Source organism: Xanthovirga aplysinae (assembly GCF_009711365.1).
In the GTDB taxonomy this organism is placed as follows: Bacteria; Bacteroidota; Bacteroidia; order Cytophagales; family Cyclobacteriaceae; genus Xanthovirga; species Xanthovirga aplysinae.
In genome coordinates this window covers 1-22,566 of the sequence record NZ_SMMB01001290.1, presented here as the reverse complement: position 1 = coordinate 22,566, position 22,566 = coordinate 1, and the positions used below count along the sequence as shown (strand labels likewise).

At 37.0% G+C, this 22,566-nt stretch carries 20 protein-coding genes; 4 read left to right on the top strand and 16 right to left on the bottom strand.

All coding sequences use genetic code 11. The features are described from left to right. The first annotated feature begins 447 nt into the window (after nt 1–447). Nucleotides 448–966, top strand: coding sequence for a hypothetical protein (locus E1171_RS21820; RefSeq protein ID WP_155208197.1), 519 nt, complete (start codon nt 448–450; stop codon nt 964–966). Between the two features lie 101 nt (nt 967–1,067). Here E1171_RS21820 and E1171_RS21815 read toward each other — a convergent pair whose 3' ends face one another. The 12 genes from E1171_RS21815 to E1171_RS21760 all read right to left on the bottom strand — a co-directional run bounded on the left by E1171_RS21815 (nt 1,068) and on the right by E1171_RS21760 (nt 13,483). After that, on the bottom strand, nt 1,068–1,871 hold the full coding sequence (locus E1171_RS21815) for an inositol monophosphatase family protein (RefSeq protein WP_155208196.1): 804 nt from the start codon (nt 1,869–1,871) through the stop codon (nt 1,068–1,070). Between the two features lie 183 nt (nt 1,872–2,054). Further along, complete coding sequence (gene lnt / locus E1171_RS21810) at nt 2,055–3,728, bottom strand: apolipoprotein N-acyltransferase (RefSeq protein WP_343031515.1); 1,674 nt, start codon at nt 3,726–3,728, stop codon at nt 2,055–2,057. Beyond that, nucleotides 3,694–4,380 (bottom strand): 16S rRNA (cytidine(1402)-2'-O)-methyltransferase, encoded by a 687-nt coding sequence (rsmI, locus tag E1171_RS21805; RefSeq protein ID WP_155208195.1) that lies wholly within the window; start codon nt 4,378–4,380, stop codon nt 3,694–3,696. Before rsmI ends, lnt begins: the two co-directional genes overlap by 35 nt. A gap of 70 nt (nt 4,381–4,450) precedes the next feature. Further along, nucleotides 4,451–4,687 (bottom strand): 4a-hydroxytetrahydrobiopterin dehydratase, encoded by a 237-nt coding sequence (locus E1171_RS21800; protein WP_155208194.1) that lies wholly within the window; start codon nt 4,685–4,687, stop codon nt 4,451–4,453. Between the two features lie 153 nt (nt 4,688–4,840). Further along, nucleotides 4,841–5,119 (bottom strand): DUF493 family protein, encoded by a 279-nt coding sequence (locus tag E1171_RS21795; protein ID WP_155208193.1) that lies wholly within the window; start codon nt 5,117–5,119, stop codon nt 4,841–4,843. A gap of 345 nt (nt 5,120–5,464) precedes the next feature. Next, nucleotides 5,465–7,570, bottom strand: a complete 2,106-nt coding sequence (locus tag E1171_RS21790) for a peptidylprolyl isomerase (RefSeq protein WP_155208192.1) — start codon at nt 7,568–7,570, stop codon at nt 5,465–5,467. A 78-nt stretch (nt 7,571–7,648) separates the two neighbouring features. Beyond that, a complete protein-coding gene (locus E1171_RS21785) occupies nt 7,649–8,938 on the bottom strand; it encodes a hemolysin family protein (protein WP_155208191.1) in 1,290 nt (429 codons plus the stop codon). A 126-nt stretch (nt 8,939–9,064) separates the two neighbouring features. After that, nucleotides 9,065–9,256 carry a hypothetical protein gene (locus E1171_RS21780; RefSeq protein WP_155208190.1) on the bottom strand — a complete coding sequence of 64 codons (192 nt, stop codon included), beginning with the start codon at nt 9,254–9,256 and terminating at the stop codon, nt 9,065–9,067. A 4-nt stretch (nt 9,257–9,260) separates the two neighbouring features. Then, nucleotides 9,261–9,812, bottom strand: a complete 552-nt coding sequence (gene lptC, locus E1171_RS21775; protein WP_155208189.1) for an LPS export ABC transporter periplasmic protein LptC — start codon at nt 9,810–9,812, stop codon at nt 9,261–9,263. 381 nt (nt 9,813–10,193) lie between these two features. Further along, nucleotides 10,194–11,498 (bottom strand): tetratricopeptide repeat protein, encoded by a 1,305-nt coding sequence (locus E1171_RS21770; protein ID WP_155208188.1) that lies wholly within the window; start codon nt 11,496–11,498, stop codon nt 10,194–10,196. A gap of 7 nt (nt 11,499–11,505) precedes the next feature. After that, nucleotides 11,506–12,777, bottom strand: coding sequence for a BamG family beta-barrel-assembly machinery protein (gene bamG, locus E1171_RS21765; RefSeq protein ID WP_155208187.1), 1,272 nt, complete (start codon nt 12,775–12,777; stop codon nt 11,506–11,508). Beyond that, nucleotides 12,755–13,483, bottom strand: coding sequence for a type III pantothenate kinase (locus E1171_RS21760; protein ID WP_155208186.1), 729 nt, complete (start codon nt 13,481–13,483; stop codon nt 12,755–12,757). Before E1171_RS21760 ends, bamG begins: the two co-directional genes overlap by 23 nt. Before the next feature lie 577 nt (nt 13,484–14,060). Between E1171_RS21760 and E1171_RS21755 the strand changes: the two genes are divergently transcribed. Then, entirely contained in the window at nt 14,061–15,287 is a 1,227-nt protein-coding gene (locus tag E1171_RS21755; protein WP_155208185.1) for a Glu/Leu/Phe/Val dehydrogenase dimerization domain-containing protein, read from the top strand. Nucleotides 15,288–15,678: 391 nt separating this feature from the next. Continuing rightward, nucleotides 15,679–17,223 carry a sodium:proton antiporter gene (locus E1171_RS21750; protein WP_155208184.1) on the top strand — a complete coding sequence of 515 codons (1,545 nt, stop codon included), beginning with the start codon at nt 15,679–15,681 and terminating at the stop codon, nt 17,221–17,223. A 143-nt stretch (nt 17,224–17,366) separates the two neighbouring features. Here E1171_RS21750 and E1171_RS21745 read toward each other — a convergent pair whose 3' ends face one another. The 4 genes from E1171_RS21745 to pdhA all read right to left on the bottom strand — a co-directional run bounded on the left by E1171_RS21745 (nt 17,367) and on the right by pdhA (nt 21,233). Next, nucleotides 17,367–18,686 carry an aspartate kinase gene (locus tag E1171_RS21745; RefSeq protein ID WP_155208183.1) on the bottom strand — a complete coding sequence of 440 codons (1,320 nt, stop codon included), beginning with the start codon at nt 18,684–18,686 and terminating at the stop codon, nt 17,367–17,369. Nucleotides 18,687–18,754: 68 nt separating this feature from the next. Further along, nucleotides 18,755–19,231, bottom strand: coding sequence for a 6,7-dimethyl-8-ribityllumazine synthase (ribH, locus tag E1171_RS21740; protein ID WP_155208182.1), 477 nt, complete (start codon nt 19,229–19,231; stop codon nt 18,755–18,757). A gap of 195 nt (nt 19,232–19,426) precedes the next feature. Then, complete coding sequence (locus E1171_RS21735; protein ID WP_155208181.1) at nt 19,427–20,140, bottom strand: tetratricopeptide repeat protein; 714 nt, start codon at nt 20,138–20,140, stop codon at nt 19,427–19,429. 61 nt (nt 20,141–20,201) lie between these two features. After that, nucleotides 20,202–21,233, bottom strand: coding sequence for a pyruvate dehydrogenase (acetyl-transferring) E1 component subunit alpha (pdhA, locus tag E1171_RS21730; protein ID WP_155208180.1), 1,032 nt, complete (start codon nt 21,231–21,233; stop codon nt 20,202–20,204). 229 nt (nt 21,234–21,462) lie between these two features. On the opposite strand from pdhA, the gene recF reads away from it, so the two are divergent. Further along, nucleotides 21,463–22,566, top strand: a 1,104-nt coding sequence (gene recF, locus E1171_RS21725) for a DNA replication/repair protein RecF (protein ID WP_155208179.1), incomplete at its 3' end; no start/stop codon positions are given.

Below are 22,566 nucleotides of genomic sequence, written 5' to 3'. Positions count from 1 at the left end.
AATTGGCAGCTGGAATAAGACAGTAGGTTACCAACATAATGAAAGTTTCTTTGGAACTAATGCCCAGGTGGCCATTGTGAAAGGTTGGGGAAATAAAACTGTGGGATATCAAGTTTTTAAATAAAACTAATTTCTCCCTAAAAACAATTGCTTAGGTGATAATTCCCAAATACATCTTTGCTAAAACATTAAAAAGGCTCTATACAATCAGACTAAGAATCCAGGAAATCTAATAACTTTCCAAGTAATTGAGTCCTTTACAAAGCCAGAAAAAAGTAAATAGGTGATTAAGTGATAAAAAAAGGCTCCCACCATTGGTGGGGGCATATTTTTTCAAAGGCATAAAACAATTAAAAATATCCTTCCGAAAAATTTTGATATTTTTAAAAGAAAGAAAAAGAAAATTTCATCCCTCAGGGGACCAATCCCTTTTAACCTACCACTAACATGAAAAACCTTTCAGTTTGCATAACCATCCTTTTCCTCTTCCTCAACACAGGAGCTATAGGACAAAATAATCCGGAAGAACTAAATAATTTTTCCTTACCCCAATTGAAAACTCCTTTTATAGATGAAGGAAATCTAGCCCCAGAGGGAAACCTTCAATTCCTTTTCATAAAAGGAAATTACAACCATAGTAGTACACTGCAAATTGGAAGTCAAAACAGATTAGTAACATTTCAACATGGAAAAGAAAATCATTTAAATGTATCTCAAATGGGAAAGGCTAATACCTACGAGGCCATAATTGAAGGATCAAACGTCCACAATCAGGTTATTCAACTAGGTAAGCATAACCAGGTACATCAATTTCAGTTTAGAAATGAACAAAGTTCAACTATTATCCAATATGGAAATCAAAATAAGTTAACTCTGTTAAATACTTCAAATTCTGCCTCCAAAAACCTCCGTATTTTCCAAAAGGGAGAAAATATGAAGATGATTGTATTACTGAAAAAACTCTAATAAAATACCCGAAAAACTTTATCTCTTTATTAAAATTATATTTAAGCCCCTCCCATATCAGAGGCATTTCCAAATTGGGGATGAAAAAATTATTACTACCCTCAGACTTTCCCAAGCCAATGCTTCTTTACAGCATTTAATAGTTCTTTCTGAATATTTCCATTAGTGGCTATAATCTCCCGTCCAAAAATATAATTATCCATTCCTGAGAAATCACTAACCTTACCACCAGCCTGTTGTACAATAAATGCACCTGCTGCTACATCCCAGGCATTTAAATTATATTCAAAATAAGCGTCAAACCTACCACAGGCCACATACACTAAGTCAATAGCTGCACTTCCCATACGACGTAATCCATGGGTAGTTCGTATCAAGTCACTCAAAATGTGTAGATAAGCTTCCAATAATTTAAAATCAGAATAGGGAAAACCAGTAGCAATTAAGGCTTCGCTAATCTTAGTTGGAGCCGATACATGAATAGGAGTTTCATTGCAATAGGCTTTACCTCCCTCAATGGCATAAAAGCATTCATCCCTATTAATTTCATAAACAACACCCAAGATTACTTGAGCATCCCGTATTAGCGCGATACTCACAGAAAAAACGGGTAAGGTATGTACAAAATTGGTAGTGCCATCAAGAGGATCTATAACCCATTGATATTTTTCTTTACGACTTTTACCTGTGCCTTCTTCGGTAATAAAACCTGCCTGCGGAAGTACTTGTGACAAGCCTTCCACAATTATCTTTTCGGCCGTTTTATCCACATAAGAAACCAAATCGTTGAAACCTTTTTTTTCAACTTTTTCAGGATCAAAATGCAGTCGCTCTTCACGTATAAATGCACCTGCATCTTTACTTATTTGGATAACTTGAGGTAGAAGTTGTTCAAGGTTGATCATAAAAAATGCTCATTAATTAGAATTACTAAAGACCTAGAGCAAATACGCTTATTTCAAATTATTTCAGTTTTTTGAGGCCCGAGAATCAACTCATTGCCCTTTTCACCAATTTTAGTAATTCACTATTCCCAATTGCCTTCGGTATTTTATAACTTTAAATTGAAATTTACTGCTACTTGTCTGCTAATGTTGTTTTACTTTGGGCTGCCTATGGCTCTTTATCTCTACCCTTTCTTTAACGTATACTGACAAGAAAATAAAAATTCCTAGCCATAATGCGTTTCGGGCCAGATAATCCCCATGTTTGGCATAAAAGGTAAGTTCGTCATTTGCTAAAATGGTACCACGAATTACATCCTGTGTCCAATAGGTGGTAGGCTGGAGGATATCTCCCCTTTGATTAATAAAAGCAGAAATCCCTGTATTTGCAGAGCGAGCAATGCTTCTTCGTCCTTCAATGGCTCTCAAACTGGCATAATGAAGATGTTGTTTGTGTCCTGCCGTATTCCCCCACCAACCATCATTGGTGATAATGAAGATCATTTGAGCCCCAGACTGGATAAACCCAGCCATAAACTCTCCATAAATAGATTCATAGCAAATTGCAGGGGCAACAGTCAATCGTTCTGAATCTTTAAAAACAGTGGGTTCAGATTGACGACCAAATCCCCCTCCAGTTCCTCCTAAGTCCAACATCATTCCACGTAATGGACCAAAGACTTTTGGATAAGGAAATAATTCCGCTCCAGGAACAAGTTTGGATTTATGGTAAAAGGAAATTTTATCGTCATCGCTGATAAACATTCCCGTATTAAAGACATCATAATAGCCCAAATTCTGTCCAAACCGAGCAGTAGGAGTGGCCTTATTTTTATCATTACCATATTGGGTATAACTGGTGATTCCTGTCAACAGGGCCAACTTAGGATATCTGTTTTTAAAGTTTATTATTTTTTGAATGGGTTTATAATTCGCAATGTTCCGTTCGTTAAAAACGTTATCAATAGCAGTTTCAGGCCACACTAAAAAAGAAGTATTTGGGGTAATCTTTTCTTCTGAAAGGTGAATAAAACGATCAATTTGCTGATCAAAAGGAATAAAGTCCTTACTATCGGCAAATTTTTCGGTAAATGGGTCAATATTGGGCTGCATTACCACCACTTCCACCGGTCTTCCTTTACCTTCATAATTATTATAAATTCTATAGGAGATAAATATAGGAATTAAGATCAGCAAAAGGGTATAGGTAAGACTCATCCATCTCACTTTTCTGTGAAATATAGCGTCCCCTTTAAACAAAAGAATAAAAAACAGAATATTTATACCCCAGATCCAGAGGGTTCCACCAAATACCCCGGTATATTCATACCATTGTACCCATTGTGGATACATGGCAAAACCATTTCCCAACGTAAGCCAAGGCCAAGAAAGGTCCCAATTAAGGTGTATGTATTCAAATGCACACCAAAATAAAACCAAACTAAAAAACGCCAAAAAATCAGAACTACGCTTCCTTACCCAATGATATCCCAAGAAGGGGAAAGTCATAAATAAGGCATTGATCACCACCGCAGGAATAACTGCAATTTTATCCACATTATAAATCCACCAGGTGGTGCCTAGATTCCACAGGAAAGTCGCCAAATAAACGTATAAGAACAACCTTCGAGAAGATCTCCTGATTTTCTGACCTTGGATATGATCTTCTATTGCAAGTAATGGCACAAGGGCCAAAAACAATAAAAAAGTAAATGGTTTTACGGGCCATCCTAACCAGAATAAAAATCCACTAAGAAGTGACAAGGTCAGGAGGTAATATGGACTATTTTTTACCTTCAATAACAATGACGATTTCACCTTTAACTGTTTTTTCTGAAAAATAAGTAATCAATTCATCAAGGGAATCTGTTACGGTCTCTTCAAACACCTTGGTTAACTCCCTTGATACGGAGGCTTGACGCTCCCCTCCAAAAAAATCTTTGAACTGTTGCAAAGCCTTTAAAAGCCGATGTGGCGACTCATAAAGTATGATAGTCCGCTCTTCTTCTGCCAACTTTTCCAAACGAGTTTTCCTCCCTTTTTTATGTGGTAAAAAACCCTCAAAAATGAAGCGGTCCGCAGGTAAGCCTGATTTTACCAAAGCAGGAACAAAAGCTGTAGCACCAGGAAGGCACTCTACCTTTAACCCCTCTTTAAGACATTCTCTAACTAACAAAAATCCCGGGTCTGAAATAGCCGGGGTCCCTGCGTCAGAAACTAAAGCTAACTTCTGGCCTTCTTGCATCCTCTTCACCAGAGATTCCACTAACTTATGCTCATTATGCATGTGATAACTTTGCAATGGTCTGGAAATCTGATAATGTTTCAATAAAATACCCGACTTGCGGGTATCTTCTGCCAACACCACATCTACGGCCTTCAAAATATTCAAAGCTCTTAAAGTGATATCCTCCAAGTTTCCTATCGGGGTCGGGACAATATATAATGATGTTTTTGTATCCTGCTCCATGCCTTTATTTAATGAAAAATCAAAATTTAACAATGAATAGTGCTAGGCAATATTCACTATTAATTTATAATCATTCATTTTTCAATTGCTCAATTGCCTCTGCTAACTCACGATCTCTTTGGGTTACCGTATTTCCGGCAGAATGCGTAGTCAATTCAATCTCTACCCGGTTATAAACATTACTCCAGTTGGGATGGTGATCCATTTTTTCAGCAATTAAGGCTACCTTAGACATGAACCCAAAAGCTTCAACAAAATCCTTAAATTTAAAGCTTTGCTTCAGTTTATTATCTTCTTCTATCCACATGGTTTATATTTTTAGTTAATAGCATACCCTATAACGACTTCTCTCGTAATTTGGTATTATAAAGAATTTGCCCCCAATTTACTGAAAATACTTAGGGAACAGCACTAATAGTAGAATAAGTGCTGTTCCAAAATATTATTAACGCTAAGTTATTTACAAAGAAATAACCCCTTCTACTTTTTGTGCATTTTTGTAAATTCTAATTACATCATCGCTGGAATCCATCAAAACCTTGGCCGTTACGCTTATATATTTTCCTCCTTTTGAAGGCTTTTCCACAATTTTAGACGTCCTGTCCAAAAGGAATAAACTCTTAATCTCTTCTACCTGGGTACTAGGAACAATAAATTTAAAAGTATACACTTCTGGAAATTTATGTTGAAGATCAAGCTTCTCCTTAAAGGACTCAAATGAAAATGGTTGATTCAGCATAGATATAGCATTAAGTTAAAAAAGAAAGGATAAATTATTTTTCCTCATATTAGTTAAAACAAAGGTTGCTCCACTAGAATTAAGAATCTTCCACAAAAATTGATGATTAAATAGTTTTTGAAATCCCCAATTGTTCCTTTTACTAACTTTTAGATTACTCCTGTATCCCAGAGAAAGGGACAATAACCTCCTTCATTGTAGGAATTGATAAAAAGTAATTTTAGAAAGACATCATCGATTTAAGAGAAAGATATAGTTATTCTTAATATTCAAACTTCCCTTACCCCAAACAAAAAGGGACGACATCTCCATTGATGTCGTCCCTTTTTCTAGAGCAATATCTTATTAAAAGAAGTTGTATCTTTCGTCTTTGATATCTGATGCTTCTTTAACAGTCTCGGAAAGGTTATATGCCTCCCTATTCAGCATTTTATCCATTAACTGTTTTTTATATGATGAGTAGTCAGTCACATCAGCAGCTGCCACCTTATTATTCAATTCCATTACAATTACACCATTTTCTGTAGCAATCGGAGAAGAAACCTGGCCTTTTTCCAAACCAAATGCTAACCCTACTGCTTCAGGTGCAAATCCCACATTTGGCAAACTGTTACTGCTTAGTTTAAGACCTGTAGTACTGTATTCTTTCGCATCAGAACCGTATGAAGATCCCATTTCTGCTAAGTTTGAGCCTGAAAGTTTTGCCTTAATCATTTCAGCCTTCTTCTCATCTTTCACTTTTCTTTCAATCTGTCCCTTAACACTTTCCAATGAAGCGGTTCCTTTAGCCACTTTCCCAGTCAGAACAGCCACCACATATTCATTATCCAGATCAAACACAGGAGAAACTCCACCAACAGCCGCGTCCTTAAAGGCCCATCTAACGATTGGTCTTGCACTACCCAACGCCCCAATTCTTTGATCACCAGCTTCAATTTTAAGGGCTGATCTAGTGTTCATGCCTTCTTCTTTTGCATTAGCCTCAAACTCCTCAAGATTATTGGACGTTGAAGCGAAATAATCTGCCTTTTTATAAGCAGCATCTATTGTTTCATCACTAGGGGTTAATTCTTTCTCGATTACAGCTACTTTATACAAAGTGTTTGTCTTGGCATGATCAACTTTAATAATATGGAATCCATATTCTGTTTCTACCACTTTATTGATTACTCCTGCTCTGCTGGAAGCAAAAACGGCATCACTAAATGGCTTTACCATTCTTCCCTCTGCAAACCAACCTAAATCACCACCTCTTGGTCCGGTAGGTCCTTCACTGTTTTCCCGAGCCAATTGAGCAAAATCTTCTCCTGCACGTGCTTTTTTAAGTACATCCTGAGCTTTTCTTTTTGCCTCCGCTTTGGCGGCATTGCTTTCATCCGCAGCTTTAATTAAGATATGACTTGCCTTAGCCACATAATTTTCACCAGCTCCAATATTTGAAATTTTATACAAATTATAAGCATTTCCAACCTGAACTGGACCTTCAACTTCACCTGCCTTTAATTCTTCTATATGATCAGCCAATTCCCCTGGAAGCTGGTCTACTGTCAAAGATTGGTAAGCATTAACTCCTTCTGTATTGATAATAGCAAAAGTAGAATCATCAACAGTGGACATAAATTGAGCCTTCAAGTCAGCTAACTCCTGGCGGATATCAGCAGAATCTTTTGCCGAAGGAACCACGGAAAAAGAAACATATCGAATGCTACGGCTATCCTCTACCTGATATTGATCTTTGTGAGCGCTCAGATATTTTTCTAATTCAGCATTAGAAGCTTCTACTAAAGAATCATTGATACTTCTATAAGGAACATAAAGGTATTTTACATCTGCAACATCGTACTGCTCTTTATAATCTTGCTTTGCTTCCTCTTCTGTCACAAAAGAAGATTTCACAATAAGATTATCATACTTCAAACGACGTCTTCCATCCCTCATTTGTTTTTCAAAATTATACCATAGGGCCTGTTGCTCAGGTGGAAGACTACCAAGATTTTGTAAATAATTTACTACATTTTCTTTGTCAAATTCCCCGGTTTGAGGATTGGTAAAAGCCTGAACAATCTGAGGGTCAAGGTTTTTGCCTTGAACCATATCGATCATTTCATCACTGGTCACGACAATTCCTAAATTATCGTACTGCTGACCAAAGCCAACCTGTACAATTAGATATTCCCAAGCTTGCTGCCGAAGGGAGCTAAGTTCAGCTTCATTTGGTTTTCTTCCAGTTTGCAAACTATAATTCAATTGCAATTCATCCAACACCATTTGGTATTGTTCCAAGCTAATACTTTCCCCGGCAATTTCCCCTATAGTATTAGAGGTACCACGGCCAAGAATCCTTGAACTGGGCCCTAGTAGGTCACCCCCTAACAAAAATAGTATTAAACCAACTGTGATGATTCCCACAGCAAGACCTGATTTTTCTCTAATTTTATTGATTAATGCCATCTTCTAAATTTTTCTAGGGCGCAAAATAGTTACTTCATCAGATAAAATCAAAATTTTATACTAATTAAGCTTCAATTTTCAAGATTCTTCTTCCTCTTGAGGTAGGATCAAAATTTTCACCAAATCAATATGGGTTTTCTTTGTAGAAACTATGGTAAAAACAAAGGGTGAGATTTCGATTTTCTCATTTGGTTTGGGAATATTTTCGGTAACTGAAAGGATAAAACCTCCCAAGGTATCATAATCTCCTTCTGGAATTCTCCAACCATATTTATCATTTAAATAATCTACTTCATGGCGGGCGCTCATTAAGTAATTATTTTCATCAATCTTTTGTTCTGTCCACTCTCCAACATCATGTTCATCCTGAATTTCACCAAATATTTCTTCAATGATATCCTCCATGGTCACAATCCCGGAAGTTCCCCCAAATTCATCTACTACCAAAGCTACACTTTTATGCTCAGAAATAAATTGAACCATCAATTCATTTGCCAACATAACTTCGGGCACAATCATGATACTGGTAAGTATACTTTCAATTCCTTTAGGTTTTTTAAACAATTCTGAAGAGTGACAATAACCTATTATTTCATCTATGGAATCTTTGTAGACCATAATCTTGGAATGCCCACTCTCAACAAAAGCCTGACGTAGATCCTCAATTCCCTCATCAATACCAATGGCCACAATGTCGGTACGAGGAATCATACAATCACGAACCTTCACCTTTTTAAACTCAAGAGCATTGGTAAATATTTCCGTATCCATTTCCAATTTACTACGTACATTTTCATGCTGAAGCGAACTACGGATAAAGTGGCTTAGATCCGTTAATCCAAATACAGGTTTGTCCTCAGAGTAATCCAGGCCTAAAATCTTGGTAATAATAAAACGAGATAAGGCCACAACTCCCCAAATAATAGGATACATCAAGAAATATAATAGACTGAGAGGAATCGCAAAAAATGATAGCAGCCAGTTTGGATTTAACAAAAACAAACTCTTGGGTAAAAACTCAGCCGTAATCAGCACCACTGCTGTGGAAATAATAGTCTGAAACACCAAAATGGATACATCATTATTTAGAAAAGGAGGTAGGGTTTGGACCAAAAAAGGGTCTACTAACTGGGCCATGAAAATTCCGTAAACAACCAAAGACACCGTATTCCCCACTAGGGTCATGGCAATAAAGCGTGAAGGTTTTTTAATAAACCTTGCTAACATTTGGCCGGAAAAATACCCTTTACTGCTTTGAAGCTCAATCTGAAGTCTATTTGCAGACACAAATGCAATTTCAACTCCGGAAAAAACAGCAGAAAAAAAAAGGCTTATTGCAATAAAAGTAAGTGTCTGATAAGTATCCATTCAATCTGAAATTTTAGAAGATATTTTTGAAACAGCAACTCATTTTCCCCTAATCACAATTTTAGTGATGTTCTCCCCAAGGCTGCTTCAAAAAGTTCTAAAATCTACCATCTTATTTTTAATAACTCAATTCTTCTTTCTTTTTTGTGACTTGGCGGCAACATCCTGTGAGCTTTCTTCCAGCCGTCCTTTTCTTAACTTATACCAAAAGAACAAAGCTGTACTTATCATAAAAAGCCAATAAGACTCCTGGATTCCAATGGTCATCGATTGGTGCACCCCAATAATAAAGGAGGCTACAGCCAGGGAAAAGATCAATATATTAAAACTCTTCATCATCATCCAAAATTGTACTCCCTTTGGGGTTTAGAATCTCATAATTAATAAAATTCTGATCGGATTCCAGCCCTGTTCCTTCCAGGGTATCAGTTAATGTAATTATCTTAACATATTTGTCAGTATATATCTTTTCTTTGGCAGGGTCCCAAAAAAGTTCATCAGTGTACAGTTCCTTTTCTTCCTCTTCCTTACTAACAACTACCACATCCCCTTTGGCTCTGTACAAATTGGTTTCCGAGGTATAAAATCCACTATCGGCCTTTATGGTGGAGGTAATAGAACCATCTGGTTCCAAAAATTCCATAAATAACCCTTCAGGAAACTCCCTATTTCCATTTTTAAAATCCCATTGTCTTTTCCCGGTTAGCTTCATCCGGACCACAGCAGAATCACTCACAAGCATTTCCACATCCACGGCCTCCAACAAGGGGCCATCATAAGGTTCCAAGGCCTTATTGTCCTTATCTGGAGAACAAGCAGTAAATCCAATGATCAAACTTAAAAAGAATATAAAACAAGAAAGACTTCTTCTCATTATCAATAATTTAATTGTGAATTAAAAATCAAGGATTTGGAATTTAAAGTGGAATTCACTTGAGGTTTTTTGAATATAAAACAAAAACAACGTCTGCCATTTTTGATTTACTTAACCCTCCCTATGGCTAAATTTATCCAATCGCTTTTAAAATTTCTTTCTCCTTTAATCCTAATTCTCAATTTGTAACTATCCTTATTGTCTAATTAACCAAAAAAGAAATAAAAATTTTGCTAACGTCTTATTATTTTTTCTAACGTATATCTCCAGTTTTCTATGTCAATATTTTGTCGATAATGTAAAAATTGGAAAAAATATTAACATAGAAGCAAAAAAAGCGGTCAATGCCAGGCACTGACCGCTTTTTTTGTATGGCATTTATTATCTTTTCTGAATAACAACATCTGAGTTAATCCAGCCTCCTACATGCATTTTTTCTCCCACCTTCATTCCGTAGTTAAAGATATCCTCATTAGAAGGGAATTGCTCCTTGGCTAATTGCATTCCTTTGGAATTTCCAGCCTTTCTAAACATTTCATAAGCAGCCAAGAAAACTCCACGGTCTTCAACCGGGTTTTTCCCTTCTTTCAGACTTTCGTAGCTTTGCATGTACAAGTTACCTACCAAGGCATAAGCCTCCTTTTTACTGGCATCGATACTAACAGCCTTAAAAGCATTGCTTCTAGCAGAGGACCTATTTCCTCTAACCGCATAGATTTTTGCCTTATTCATGTAGATATCTGACTTATCCATTTCATCAGTTGCTAATTCAATGGCCTTATCGTAAAACTTAAAGGCTTCATCATAATTCTTTACATTTGCAGCCTTTCCTGCAATCAACTTAGCCATGGCAAAAGTAGGTTCATTGTCCTGGATCACTTTTGCCGCTAACAAATAGGATGAATTATCAGAACATTTTCCTGCCAACGACATTTTAAAGATCTGCTTGGCTAACTTCAAATTAGATGGGTCTTCCACTAATTTTGGAGCCATGTTGTTTTCGATAAATTCACAATCCACTTTTACAGTCATTGCAAGAATTTTATCAATTTGGTCCCCATATTTCTCCAAGCGGGCAAGGTTTGTTTTTGCGGCTTTCTTACTGTCCAGAATATCGCTAATTTGCTCGTAAACCTCTAAAGCTTGCTCATCAGACATGGCATCAGGATTGGTAGCCTTGTATATTCTAACCACATCCATATAGGCAATAAGGTTATTATCAATCACTTTATTGCCATTGAGCTCAAAAGTTTTCTGGAATAAAGAAAGCAATTCACCATATTTAGCTTTATCAGACTTAAAATATTTATAAGCATCAAAAGCTTGTCTGTTTCTCACATTTGCTTCTTCATCATACAACTCTACACGCTGATCGTAGAGCATCATCACTGTATCTGCGTAAGCAATTTTAGTTTTGGCATCTTTTTCAGCATCTGCCAATCCCTTATAAATTTTCACCCCATTCAGGTATAAAGCTTTATTCAAATTAGGAGCTTCCTTATATAACCATCTCCAGGGCCCTACAGCTTCTGCCCAATTTTGCTGTTTAGTATAATCATTGGAAAGAACATACTTTTCTTCAGCTGTTGCTTTATCTTCTGGCCAGTTCCATCCAGCCTGAGCCTGGGCGAAGTTAATCACTCCAAATGCAAAAAATAAGCCTATTAAAATCTTTGCTTTCATCATTTTAAGTTTAATCTAATTTTCTTCTAATAAACCATTTATCGTTAAAAGTAAACCCTAGAAAAATTTTGGCATAATTTTCCCTTACTTGTCCCTTATCTAATGAGCCTCTTTGCCCCACTTGTACAGCAAAATTAATATAGGAGGCCGTATATACAGGTAAGCTTAACCCAAAATTTATGCCAAGATCCTGAACCTGATTATTATTTTGCATATACTGGGTGTTTTCAAACCGAACTGCAGCACGGTAAGTCACCCTGTTCCAGTAATTGTTTACGTCGTTGATATTAGGGGTATATTTTCCACCAAGGATATACAAATCGGAAGGCCGCAACCCTTCGTTATTGCCCTGAAAATCTCGAAATTTGTCCCATTGTTGTCTTCTATAATCAAAACCTACCATCCATTTATACCGCTTTTCGAAGGAAATCCCTGCCCATGTTGTTGCGGGGAATGTTACCTTCCCAGAAAGGTTTTGCACTGTATCAGCGGGCGTTCCTGCGTTAGAAATAGTTACTAACTCCGTGGCATTAAGGTTAGATTCAAACATGTAGGCACCTCCTAAATTTAAGTAGGTATCATTACCTATCTTTCCTTGGTAGGCTCCTCCTAACTGAAATGTAAACCCACTTACACTCAAAATAGAATCTTCGTTAATAAATAGAAAGCTATCATCAATGGCAGAAGAGGAGCTCAAAGGGTTTTGTAGTAATGTTTTAGTAATAGCGCCAAAAGTATAGGAAGACATCAGCCCTACAGAAAAATTCTTGTTCAATTTTACACCATTGGAAATAAAGAACTGACTCAACCCTCCCGTTCCTTGAAATTGATTTTGAACTTCAAACTCTTCCCCATCACTCACTACAGTTTGGGTCGAATTAATATTATACCGAACATTAGTCAGGGGTTTCAACCCAATGGAGGCCACCCAACGATCCCTGGAAACTGGCACACTCAAAATGGCATTATATAATCCGGCCTGAAAATTTGTATTGCTTCCACTTGCATCTCTTATATGACGCAAATCGGAAGCAGCCCCTATATCGAATGTAGTAAATAAACCGTTACGGACTAATAAAGCGGGGTTCACATTATTTATAAACCAAGGTGATCCATAACTAACCCCTAATCCCCCCATACCAAGGGTATTGATTAATCCAAGATCCGCAACATCACCCAGCCCATTAAAAGTGTAGGGAGAATTAGTCACTTGCGCCATACTCACGGAGCTTAAAAAGGTCATGAGAACCAAAAGCCCTTTACTGATTTTTTTTCGGATCATTGTGTTGCAATATTCTGTTTAGGCCCATTAGGACCAAATCGGGAACTATTAAGATATCTGTTTTAATCTTATTTTTAAAGAAATTCGAGTCTCCACCACAAACTACAATTTGCAAATTTGCAAATTTACGTTTATACATCCGAATAATTTCCTCAATTTCCGCAAGGGTACCATTTACCACCCCGCTAAGCATTGATTCTTCTGTACTTCGCCCAATTAAAGGCACATCGTTTTCGAGTTCAATAAACGGCAATTTTGCTGTAAAATTATGTAGGGCCTCCACTTTCATTCTCAAACCGGGTGAAATTCCACCTCCCCAATATTGCCCTTCATCATCAATAAATTCATAAGTGATGCAGGTTCCTGTATCTATAACCAGGCAATTTTTATTTGGGAACAAAAATTTAGCCCCAACAGCACCTGCTATTCTGTCTACCCCCAGAGTCTCCGGGGTTTTATACTTATTTTTGATAGGAATTGGAGTGGTTGGACCAAGTACTACAACTGGAATATTTTTTCGAATTTGTTCTACAAAAGCCGTCACATCCACCCCTACTGAACTGACTAACACAGCACTAGGACTAACCTCTTTAATAAATTGAAAAAGATCTGCTTCCGCCTGATCTTTTCTTTCTTGTATTAATTTAGCCCCTTGAAACACCCCTGTTTTGATGCGGGTATTCCCCATATCTACAACTAAATTCATCCAGTTTGGTTTGAATAACCCCAAATCCCTTTACTACCCAACCTACTAGCAATTAAAAATTGCCTAATATTACCTTTCTTAATCAAGTAAGTAGATTACTTCAATTTTTCGGCAGACAAATAAGGAAATTCAGTGGAATAAAAAAAAGGATAAAAACTAAAAGTTTAGGGAAAAACGTGAGAAAGTGACAAAACTTGTCCTAAAACCCATAAATTTCAATAATCCATTTTACCTATAGGAAATCAACCTCCACGGGAAGAAATGTTTCCTCCATTCAAAACTCTGGCTTTGGTGAAAGCCCAAGGTTAAAATTAGTTCCAAAAGCAGCAATTGCAATTTTAAGGGAAGCTCTTATATTTGCAATCCCTGCATTTTTGAAAATAAAACAAAATACAAGGCCAAACACATTAAAGCCATAAAAGATTTTGCTAAAGGCAAAAGTAATAAGGCAAGAGGTGCTTCAAGACACACTTCTTAAAATCCTTTAAAGTACATTAAAATAGTACTCCATTGATTTAAAACATGGTTTTAAACTTGAATTAATTTTATAAATTTGACGGGCAAAATAACAGTAAAAATGAAAGAGCTTCTTGAAAAGTTTGAGAATAAGAAACCAGAAATAGTTTTTGAATGGAATGATTCAGAAACTGAGGCTGAAGGCTGGGTAGTAATAAACTCTTTAAGAGGTGGCGCTGCCGGAGGAGGAACAAGAATGCGTAAAGGATTGGATCAACATGAAGTAGAATCCCTTGCGAAAACAATGGAAGTTAAATTTACTGTTTCGGGTCCGGCTATTGGAGGAGCAAAATCCGGCATTAATTTTGACCCAAATGATCCAAGAAAAGATGGTGTATTAAGAAGATGGTATAAAGCTGTTATCCCCCTTTTGAAAAATTATTACGGAACCGGAGGAGATCTTAATGTTGATGAAATTCACGAGGTAATTCCAATTACTGAAGAATACGGGTTGTGGCACCCTCAAGAAGGAGTTGTTAATGGTCATTTTCAGGCCTCAGAACCACAAAAGATCAAAAAACTGGGTCAACTTCGTCATGGAGTAAGCAAAGTATTGGAAGATCGAACCTTTAGTCCATCGGTAGACCGCAAATATACCGTTGCCGATATGATCACCGGATATGGAGTAGCGGAAGCTGTCAAACACTATTATCACCTTTGGAATGGACAACTTGCCAAGAAAAGGGCAGTCATTCAGGGATGGGGCAATGTTGGTGCTGCTGCTGCTTTTTACCTGGCCAAAGAAGGAGTGAAAATTGTAGGCATTATTGATAAAGAGGGAGGAGTAATAAGAGAGGAAGGTTTTTCCTTTGATGAAATTCAGGAGTTTTTTTTAAACCGCAAAGGCAACAAACTTACCATCGAAAACCTTATCCCATTTGAAGAAATAAATAAAAAAATATGGGACCTCAAATCGGAAATCTTTATCCCAGCAGCTGCCTCCCGTTTAGTTGACCGTCAACAAGTTGAAAGAATGATTGCTTCGGGATTAGAAGTTATCTCCTGTGGTGCAAATGTTCCCTTTAAAGATCCTGAAATTTTCTTTGGCCCAACAGGGGAATTTGCAGATGCCAATGTGTCGGTAATTCCAGATTTTATCGCCAATTGTGGCATGGCTAGGGTATTTGCTTACTTAATGAGCACCGAGGTGGAAGTAACTGACGAGGCCATTTTTTCAGACACCTCTTCCACAATCTGGCGGGCCCTTGACAGAGCAAGAAAGGTTAACCAGAATAGGACTGAAATTGCAAGAACTTCATTTGAGTTAGCTCTAAAAGAATTGGTTTAAATTTAAGTGAAAAGAAATCTACAGAGACGCAATGTATTGCGTCTCTAGCCAAAAAATCCAGGCATTGTTTCCTTCGGGACACTATTTTTTTAACGTTTCCCTTTACTTTGAAAAGTAAATTAAAGTCGAATTTTTTCACGACACCCTTAAATTTAACCCTTATCTGTTTAGACAGTAAAGCAGTGAGATATTGTTTTTCAGCATTCCTTTATCGCTTAAAAATGAGAAATTTAGAAAAGCTCTGATGATCACTTGTCGAAAAAAAAGCAGGGATTACCGTTTACACCAATAATCGTTTATCTTTAGGCAAATATTTCTTTTCGGCAAAAAATATTTTTTCAGACATCACCTGACTGAATAATTCCAGAACTCAACCTTTATCATGAATATCATGAAAAACTTTTTAATTTTAATTCTTTGTTTTTTTTCCTTGGCAACGTCTTCACTGACTTCTACTGCCTTGGCGGAAACCTCAACTCCAAAAAACTTTGAAACGGTTGTTGCCGAAGATGAGGCAACCGTAAACAAAGAAGTTATTAACAGTCAACAATCTGAACCAGAACATAAGATGCAGGATGAGGGCTCTATGGGAGAAGAGGTGCATCATGGTCCTCCTACCTGGCTGGTAATCCCTTTTATGCTTCTATTAGGAATGATTGCCACTGGCCCCCTGTTTTATGAACATTTTTGGCATAAGAACTACCCCATAATAGCCATATTTTTAGCTCTCATTGTTGTCTTTTATTATGTTTTCTCTCTGGAAAATGTTCATGGCCCTATTCACTCATTTGCTGAATATGTACAGTTTATAGCCTTATTGGCCTCCTTATACATGGCCTCAGGAGGAATACTTATTAAGGTAGATAAAAAGGCTACCCCAGGTGTAAATACAGCCTTGCTTATAATTGGAGCAGTAATATCAAACCTTATTGGCACTACTGGAGCATCCATGCTCTTGGTTAGACCCTTCATACGAATGAATAAGGGGAGAGTTAAGGCCTATCATATTATTTTCTTCATTTTCATGGTTAGTAATGCGGGTGGTGCACTAACTCCAATTGGTGATCCCCCTTTATTCTTAGGATTCTTGAAAGGAGTGCCATTCTTCTGGACCCTTGAACATAATATATTAGCCTGGGCCTTTTGTTTAATTATATTAGCGGTTCTTTTTTATATTGTTGACAAAAGGAATAAAGACTTAGATGAAAGTGAACTTCCTGGATCTTTCAGCAACAAAATCAGTATTGTTGGAGGTAGAAACTTCCTTTGGTTAGGAGTGGTAATCGCTGCCGTTTTTCTTGATCCCAATGTAGTAGATTGGGTTCCTGCTATTCAATACGACGGAACAAAGTTTTCTTACCTCCGTGAAGTTATAATGCTTTCTGTAGCCTACCTATCTCATCGCTTTGCCAATAAAGAGGCATTAAGGGGTAACGAGTTTAATATGGAGCCAATCCGAGAAGTTGCCTTAATATTCATTGGAATATTTGGGACCATGATGCCGGCCCTTGAACTGGTTTCCGAATTTGCTAAATCAGATGCCGGAACGGCTCTCATTAACCATAATTCCCTTTATTGGGGAACAGGGTTTTTATCCGGTGTTTTAGATAATGCGCCAACTTATCTTAACTTCCTGGCTGCTGCCATGGGTTCTTCTGGCATGGATGTAGGAAATATTGCGGATGTAGCTGCATATGCCAATGGCTCCTTTCCAGACTCCATACTTTCATTAAGAGCTATTTCTTTGTCAGCGGTATTTTTTGGTGCCCTCACCTATATTGGTAATGGACCTAATTTTATGGTGAAATCTATTTCAGAACAAACAGGAGTGAAGATGCCTTCTTTCTTTGGCTACATAATTCGCTATTCCATTCCAATTTTATTACCTATTTTATTATTTGTATGGATAATATTCTTTGCCTTCCAACCAGCTTAATTAGGAGAAATTAAGAATAAGTGAAATACCTATTATTTCATTTTCTATTTAGAGAATTTTCTACATTAAAAAGGCAGGACTTGAAAAAGCCCTGCCTTTTTTATTTTCAAAACTTAGCTTGAAAAATAAGCTACATTAAGAAATTACTTATGGAAAAGACCCTTGTTTAAGGAAAGAAGGGCTTCTCGTTTCTTTTCTGTCTCAATTAATAGGGAAATATTATTTTTGCTTCCTCCAAAGGACACCATTCTTAAAGGTATATCATTCATAGAATGGATCACTTTCTCAATTATCCCTTTCTTCTCCGAAACAAAATCACCTACAATACAAACAATGCTCAACTCTTCATCTACCTGAACAGTACCAAACTCCTTTAACTCATCCAAAATGGCTCCTAACTGGCTATCATCATCAATGGTGAGGGAAACCGCTACTTCGGAGGTAGTGATCATATCAATTGGTGTCTTATACTTTTCAAAGATCTCAAAAATTTTTCTTAGAAAACCATAAGCTAATAGCATTCTGCTCGATTTAATTTTAATGGCAATGATCCCATCCTTTGCTGCCACTGCCTTAATCGCCCCCGGGTTTTGCTTGGAGCTGATCAAAGTCCCCTTAGCTTGTGGTTGCATAGTATTTAACAAATGTACGGGAACATTATATTTCTGGGTAGGAAGGATGGAAGAAGGGTGCAAAATTTTAGCGCCGAAATAAGCCAACTCCGCAGCCTCTTCAAATGAAAGTTCCGCAATAGGGAAAGTGTCTTCCACGATCCTGGGGTCATTGTTGTGCATTCCGGAAATATCAGTCCAAATTTGCACTTCATCAGCCTGCAATGCCGCTCCAATTAGAGAAGCTGAATAATCACTTCCTCCTCTTTTTAAGTTATCAATTAATCCTTCGGCATTTTTACAAATAAATCCTTGAGTAACAAAAATCTGATTTCCTTTATTATCAGCCAATCGCTCATGCAGTTTTTCCCGAATATATTCCACATCAGGCTCCCCATCTTCATCGATATACATAAAATCCAATGCCGGCAATAAAACGGCCTTAATACCAATTTCTTTGAGGTAAGTATAAAAAAGCTTTGTGGAGAGCAACTCACCCTGAGCCAACAATTCCTTTTCTTTCCACTCACTAAACGAACTATCCAATAGATAGCGAATAAACCCAAAATGGGTGTCAATAATCTCTTTGCCCTTAAAAAGACTTTCCTCTTCACTCAGTAACTCTTTGTAAAAGTCCAGATATTTATCGTATAAGGTATCTATCTTTTTGGTAGCCCCTGACTTATTTCCCTTCAACAGAAGCTCTCCAATTTCCACTAGGGCATTGGTTGTTCCTGATACAGCTGACAATACAACTACCTTAGATTCTTTATCTGCGGTCACCAATTGTGCGACATGATGCATCCGCTGTGGTAATCCTACCGAAGTACCTCCAAATTTTAAAACCTTCATCTCTTTATTTATTTGGGCAATTATTCCCTCTATTTCCTTAATTCCTTATTATCTATTTTGATCAAGCGTTAAAACCCTAGCATTTTTATGGCGGTAATCGCGGCCTCATCGCCCTTATTCCCATGTTTTCCACCTGCACGATCCAAGGCCTGTTGCTGATTATTAGGGGTAAGGACACCGAAAATCACTGGTTTATTATATTTCAAGTTTACATCTTTAATACCTTGAGCCACAGCATCACAAATAAAGTCGAAATGTTTCGTATCTCCCTGAATTACACAACCCAAACAAATAACGGCATCAATATCTTCCTTTTGAGCCATCCATTGTGCCGCTAATATCAGCTCATAACTTCCAGGAACATATTTTTTCACAAGATTCTCCTTTTTTGCTCCATTTTTCAATAGTGTCTCATATGCACCTGCATAAAGGGACTCTGTAATCTCCTCATTCCATTCCGAAACAATCAATGCAAACTTCTTTCCGGAAATATCAACCAAATTTTGCTCGGAATGCTCACTTAAACTCTTCAGACTTGTCGCCATTTTGATGAATAATTTAAAATTTATATTTCAATTGCCTCTTAAACTCAAAAAAAGAATAGCATTTACCTAAAAATCCTTACTAAACTTTTAGTTTTCTTTCCTTTTCGTTAAAGAACATTTTTAAAACTTCAGAAATAAAAAAAGGGATAAAGCATCAAAGCCTCATCCCTTTTTTTGATTTAATATCTTTATATTTTACTTTGATGCAAGGGCCGATAGTCGAGCCTTCTGTTTTCGTGCTTCCTGATACTCGTAAGCACTAGCATATTCTTTAACAATCTTATCGTAGCTTGCTTCTGCTCCTCTCAAATCACCATTTTTCTCCAATGCTAAAGCATTTTTCATCAAATACTGTGGAGAGAAAAATTTATTAGCATTAAAGTCTGCTGCCTTGCTATAAAACTTAGCTGCTTCACTAAAATCTCCTTTTTCCATGTAAGCATCTCCAATCAAAGCATAGGCTCTTGCTTGTACAGCAACATCATCAGCACTGAATTTACCTAAAAAGTCGATAGCTTCATCATACTCACCTTGTTTCAAATGAATTACTCCGGTGTAATATTGAGCCAAATTAGCGGCTTTAGTAGAGCCATAATCATCCATAATATCAATAAGACCCAAATTATTTCCATCCCCGTTCAAGGCATTGGCATAATCCTCTTCTTCAAAATACCGTACAGCCTGGAACATCTCTCGCTGTGCAGCAACATTTTGATTATCATTGTAGTACTTATACCCAAAATAGGCTGCGATAATCAAGGCGCATAGTCCTCCTAATGAAAAAACTACCGTTCGGTTGGTTCTAATAAACTCTTCAGTTCTAGAAATCTCCTGCTGTAAAGCTTCTGGTCTTTCCAGAAAATCTGATGTAGAATGAAATTCTTCTTTTTGTTTATGCTTTTGCTTCATTTTACCTTATTTATGAAACGCAAATTTATAAGAAATAAGCAGAAAAAAAACTTTCACCGGCTTAATCGTTAATAAATGGGTATGCAGGATCTGCATAAACATCCCTATAAGCATCCGTAGCAGGCGGATAAGATGATTCTTCAGCAAACTTCACACATTCAGCAACCGTCTCTTTCACCTTTTTGCCAATAGCATCCAGCTCCTCTTCGGAAGCAAATTTATTTTTCAAAATAGTAGTTTTCACCTGCTCAATAGGATCCTGGCTTTTGTACTCTTCCACTTCCTCTTTGGTACGATATTTTGCTGGATCAGACATAGAGTGTCCTTTGTAACGGTAAGTTCTGAATTCCAACAAAGTTGGCCCATCACCTCTTCTTGCCCTTTCTGCTGCTTCGGCCACAGCTTTATGCACTTCCTCTACCTTCATTGCATCCACTGGAAAAGAAGGCATTTCGTAAGCTGAACCTAGTTTATATAAGTCGGTTACATTAGATGTTCGTTGAACAGAAGTTCCCATGGCATAACCGTTATTTTCAATTACGAAAATTGCTGGTAACTTGTAAGTCATCGCCATATTTAAAGCCTCGTGGAAAGCACCTTGTCTTACGGCTCCATCTCCCATGTAAGTAATTGAAACTTTACCGGTTTTTTTGTACTGTTCGGCAAAAGCCAGCCCTGCCCCTAATGGAACTTGAGCACCAACAATTCCATGACCGCCAAAAAATCCTTTTTCAACATCAAACATGTGCATTGAGCCTCCTTTACCTCTAGAAACCCCGGTTTCCTTACCATAAAGTTCAGCCATCAATTTTCTAGGATCTGTACCTAATACAATTGGATGGGCATGATCTCTATAAGCAGTAATATATTTATCTCCTTCTTCTAAAGCTGAAACAGAACCTGCAGCACAAGCCTCCTGTCCAATATATAAGTGACAAAATCCCCTGATCTTTTGCTGGCCGTATAACTGACCTGCCTTCTCCTCAAATTTTCTCATCAACAACATATTCTCATACCAGAACATGTAGGTTTCTTTTGAAAAATTAGCTTTTGGGTCTACTTTTGTTGTTGACTTTTCTTTTGTCTTTGCCATAATTCTGCAACTAATTTATAGATAACAGTTATTAGTTTTAAAGTGATCCAGGAATCTCAAATCCCACAAGTAATTATTTCATTTTTGGTCTTCCAATCACTAAATGGGTTTTACTAATAACCTTTTTTAAAGTAAAATATCAGTAGAAATAAAAAAATCCCTATTAAACTACCTTTAATGCCCTTATAAGCAGTGCGAAATTAAATAAAAAACATTCAATAAGAAATTAATGTACCTCGAAAATATCAGTTTACTACACTTTAAGAACTACCAGGAACTCAAGCTGAACTTTTCCAGGCAAATTAATTGCTTTGTTGGAGGGAATGGGAGTGGAAAAACTAACTTACTAGATGCTATTCATTACCTATCACTAACGAAAAGTGCTTTTAACACGGTAGACAGCCAAAATATTCAACATAATGCCCCCTATTTGATGGTAATGGGTGATTTCCGGAAAGGAGAGCAAAAAGATCAGGTGCATTGCAGTTTTCAAAAAAGCCAAAAAAAGGTTTTTAAGCTGAACCGGCAGCCCTACGAGAAAATAAGTGATCATATTGGCCAATTTCCAGTCGTACTCATTGCTCCAAATGATACAGATATTATTCGAGAAGGCAGTGAGTTTCGCCGCCGATTTTTTGATGCCATAATTTCGCAAATTGATCCGGATTACTTGGAAAATCTAATGAAATATAATCGACTGTTAAAACAGCGAAACTCCCTTTTAAAACAATTTTCTGACCAACACTATATTGACTATGAACTGATTTCCACTTATGATGTACAATTGTTAAATGTAGGTAAAAGAATCTTTGAAGGAAGAAATCTTTTTATACAAGAATTTAATCCAATTTTCTTGCAACATTATCAAAATCTTTGTGAAACCCAGGAAGAAGTTACCCTTACCTACAGTTCCGCCTTACAAGAAGAAAATTTTGAAGTGGACTTTAGAAATGCCCTGGAAAAGGACCTCGTACTTCAACGTACAACAAAAGGTACTCATAAAGACGACTTTAAATTTGAAATTGAAGGGTATCCACTCAAAAAATTCGGATCACAAGGTCAACAAAAGTCTTATTTAATAGCTTTAAAATTGGCTCACTTTGATATAGTAAAAGATCACAAAGGCTTTAAGCCTATTCTTCTACTAGATGATATTTTTGACAAACTCGATGATCGGCGGATTGAACGGTTGATGCAAATGGTAGCCAGTCACACTTTTGGCCAACTTTTCCTCACTGATGCTCGTCCCGAAAGAACCGAAAGAATATTTAAATCCATTGCAGGAAAAATCAAGATTTTTCATATTAAAAAAGGACAAGTTTTGCTGGAAAAG

Excerpts from the sequence above, each read along its gene's own strand:
- E1171_RS21820 (WP_155208197.1), top strand. The coding sequence starts at position 448 with ATGAAAAACCTTTCAGTTTGCATAACCATCCTTTTCCTCTTCCTCAAC.
- E1171_RS21815 (WP_155208196.1), bottom strand. The coding sequence starts at position 1,871 with ATGATCAACCTTGAACAACTTCTACCTCAAGTTATCCAAATAAGTAAA.
- rsmI (WP_155208195.1), bottom strand. The coding sequence starts at position 4,380 with ATGGAGCAGGATACAAAAACATCATTATATATTGTCCCGACCCCGATA.
- E1171_RS21800 (WP_155208194.1), bottom strand. The coding sequence starts at position 4,687 with ATGTGGATAGAAGAAGATAATAAACTGAAGCAAAGCTTTAAATTTAAG.
- E1171_RS21795 (WP_155208193.1), bottom strand. The coding sequence starts at position 5,119 with ATGCTGAATCAACCATTTTCATTTGAGTCCTTTAAGGAGAAGCTTGAT.
- E1171_RS21790 (WP_155208192.1), bottom strand. The coding sequence starts at position 7,570 with ATGGCATTAATCAATAAAATTAGAGAAAAATCAGGTCTTGCTGTGGGA.
- E1171_RS21785 (WP_155208191.1), bottom strand. The coding sequence starts at position 8,938 with ATGGATACTTATCAGACACTTACTTTTATTGCAATAAGCCTTTTTTTT.
- lptC (WP_155208189.1), bottom strand. The coding sequence starts at position 9,812 with ATGAGAAGAAGTCTTTCTTGTTTTATATTCTTTTTAAGTTTGATCATT.
- E1171_RS21770 (WP_155208188.1), bottom strand. The coding sequence starts at position 11,498 with ATGATGAAAGCAAAGATTTTAATAGGCTTATTTTTTGCATTTGGAGTG.
- bamG (WP_155208187.1), bottom strand. The coding sequence starts at position 12,777 with ATGATCCGAAAAAAAATCAGTAAAGGGCTTTTGGTTCTCATGACCTTT.
- E1171_RS21760 (WP_155208186.1), bottom strand. The coding sequence starts at position 13,483 with ATGAATTTAGTTGTAGATATGGGGAATACCCGCATCAAAACAGGGGTG.
- E1171_RS21755 (WP_155208185.1), top strand. The coding sequence starts at position 14,061 with ATGAAAGAGCTTCTTGAAAAGTTTGAGAATAAGAAACCAGAAATAGTT.
- E1171_RS21750 (WP_155208184.1), top strand. The coding sequence starts at position 15,679 with ATGAAAAACTTTTTAATTTTAATTCTTTGTTTTTTTTCCTTGGCAACG.
- E1171_RS21745 (WP_155208183.1), bottom strand. The coding sequence starts at position 18,686 with ATGAAGGTTTTAAAATTTGGAGGTACTTCGGTAGGATTACCACAGCGG.
- ribH (WP_155208182.1), bottom strand. The coding sequence starts at position 19,231 with ATGGCGACAAGTCTGAAGAGTTTAAGTGAGCATTCCGAGCAAAATTTG.
- E1171_RS21735 (WP_155208181.1), bottom strand. The coding sequence starts at position 20,140 with ATGAAGCAAAAGCATAAACAAAAAGAAGAATTTCATTCTACATCAGAT.
- pdhA (WP_155208180.1), bottom strand. The coding sequence starts at position 21,233 with ATGGCAAAGACAAAAGAAAAGTCAACAACAAAAGTAGACCCAAAAGCT.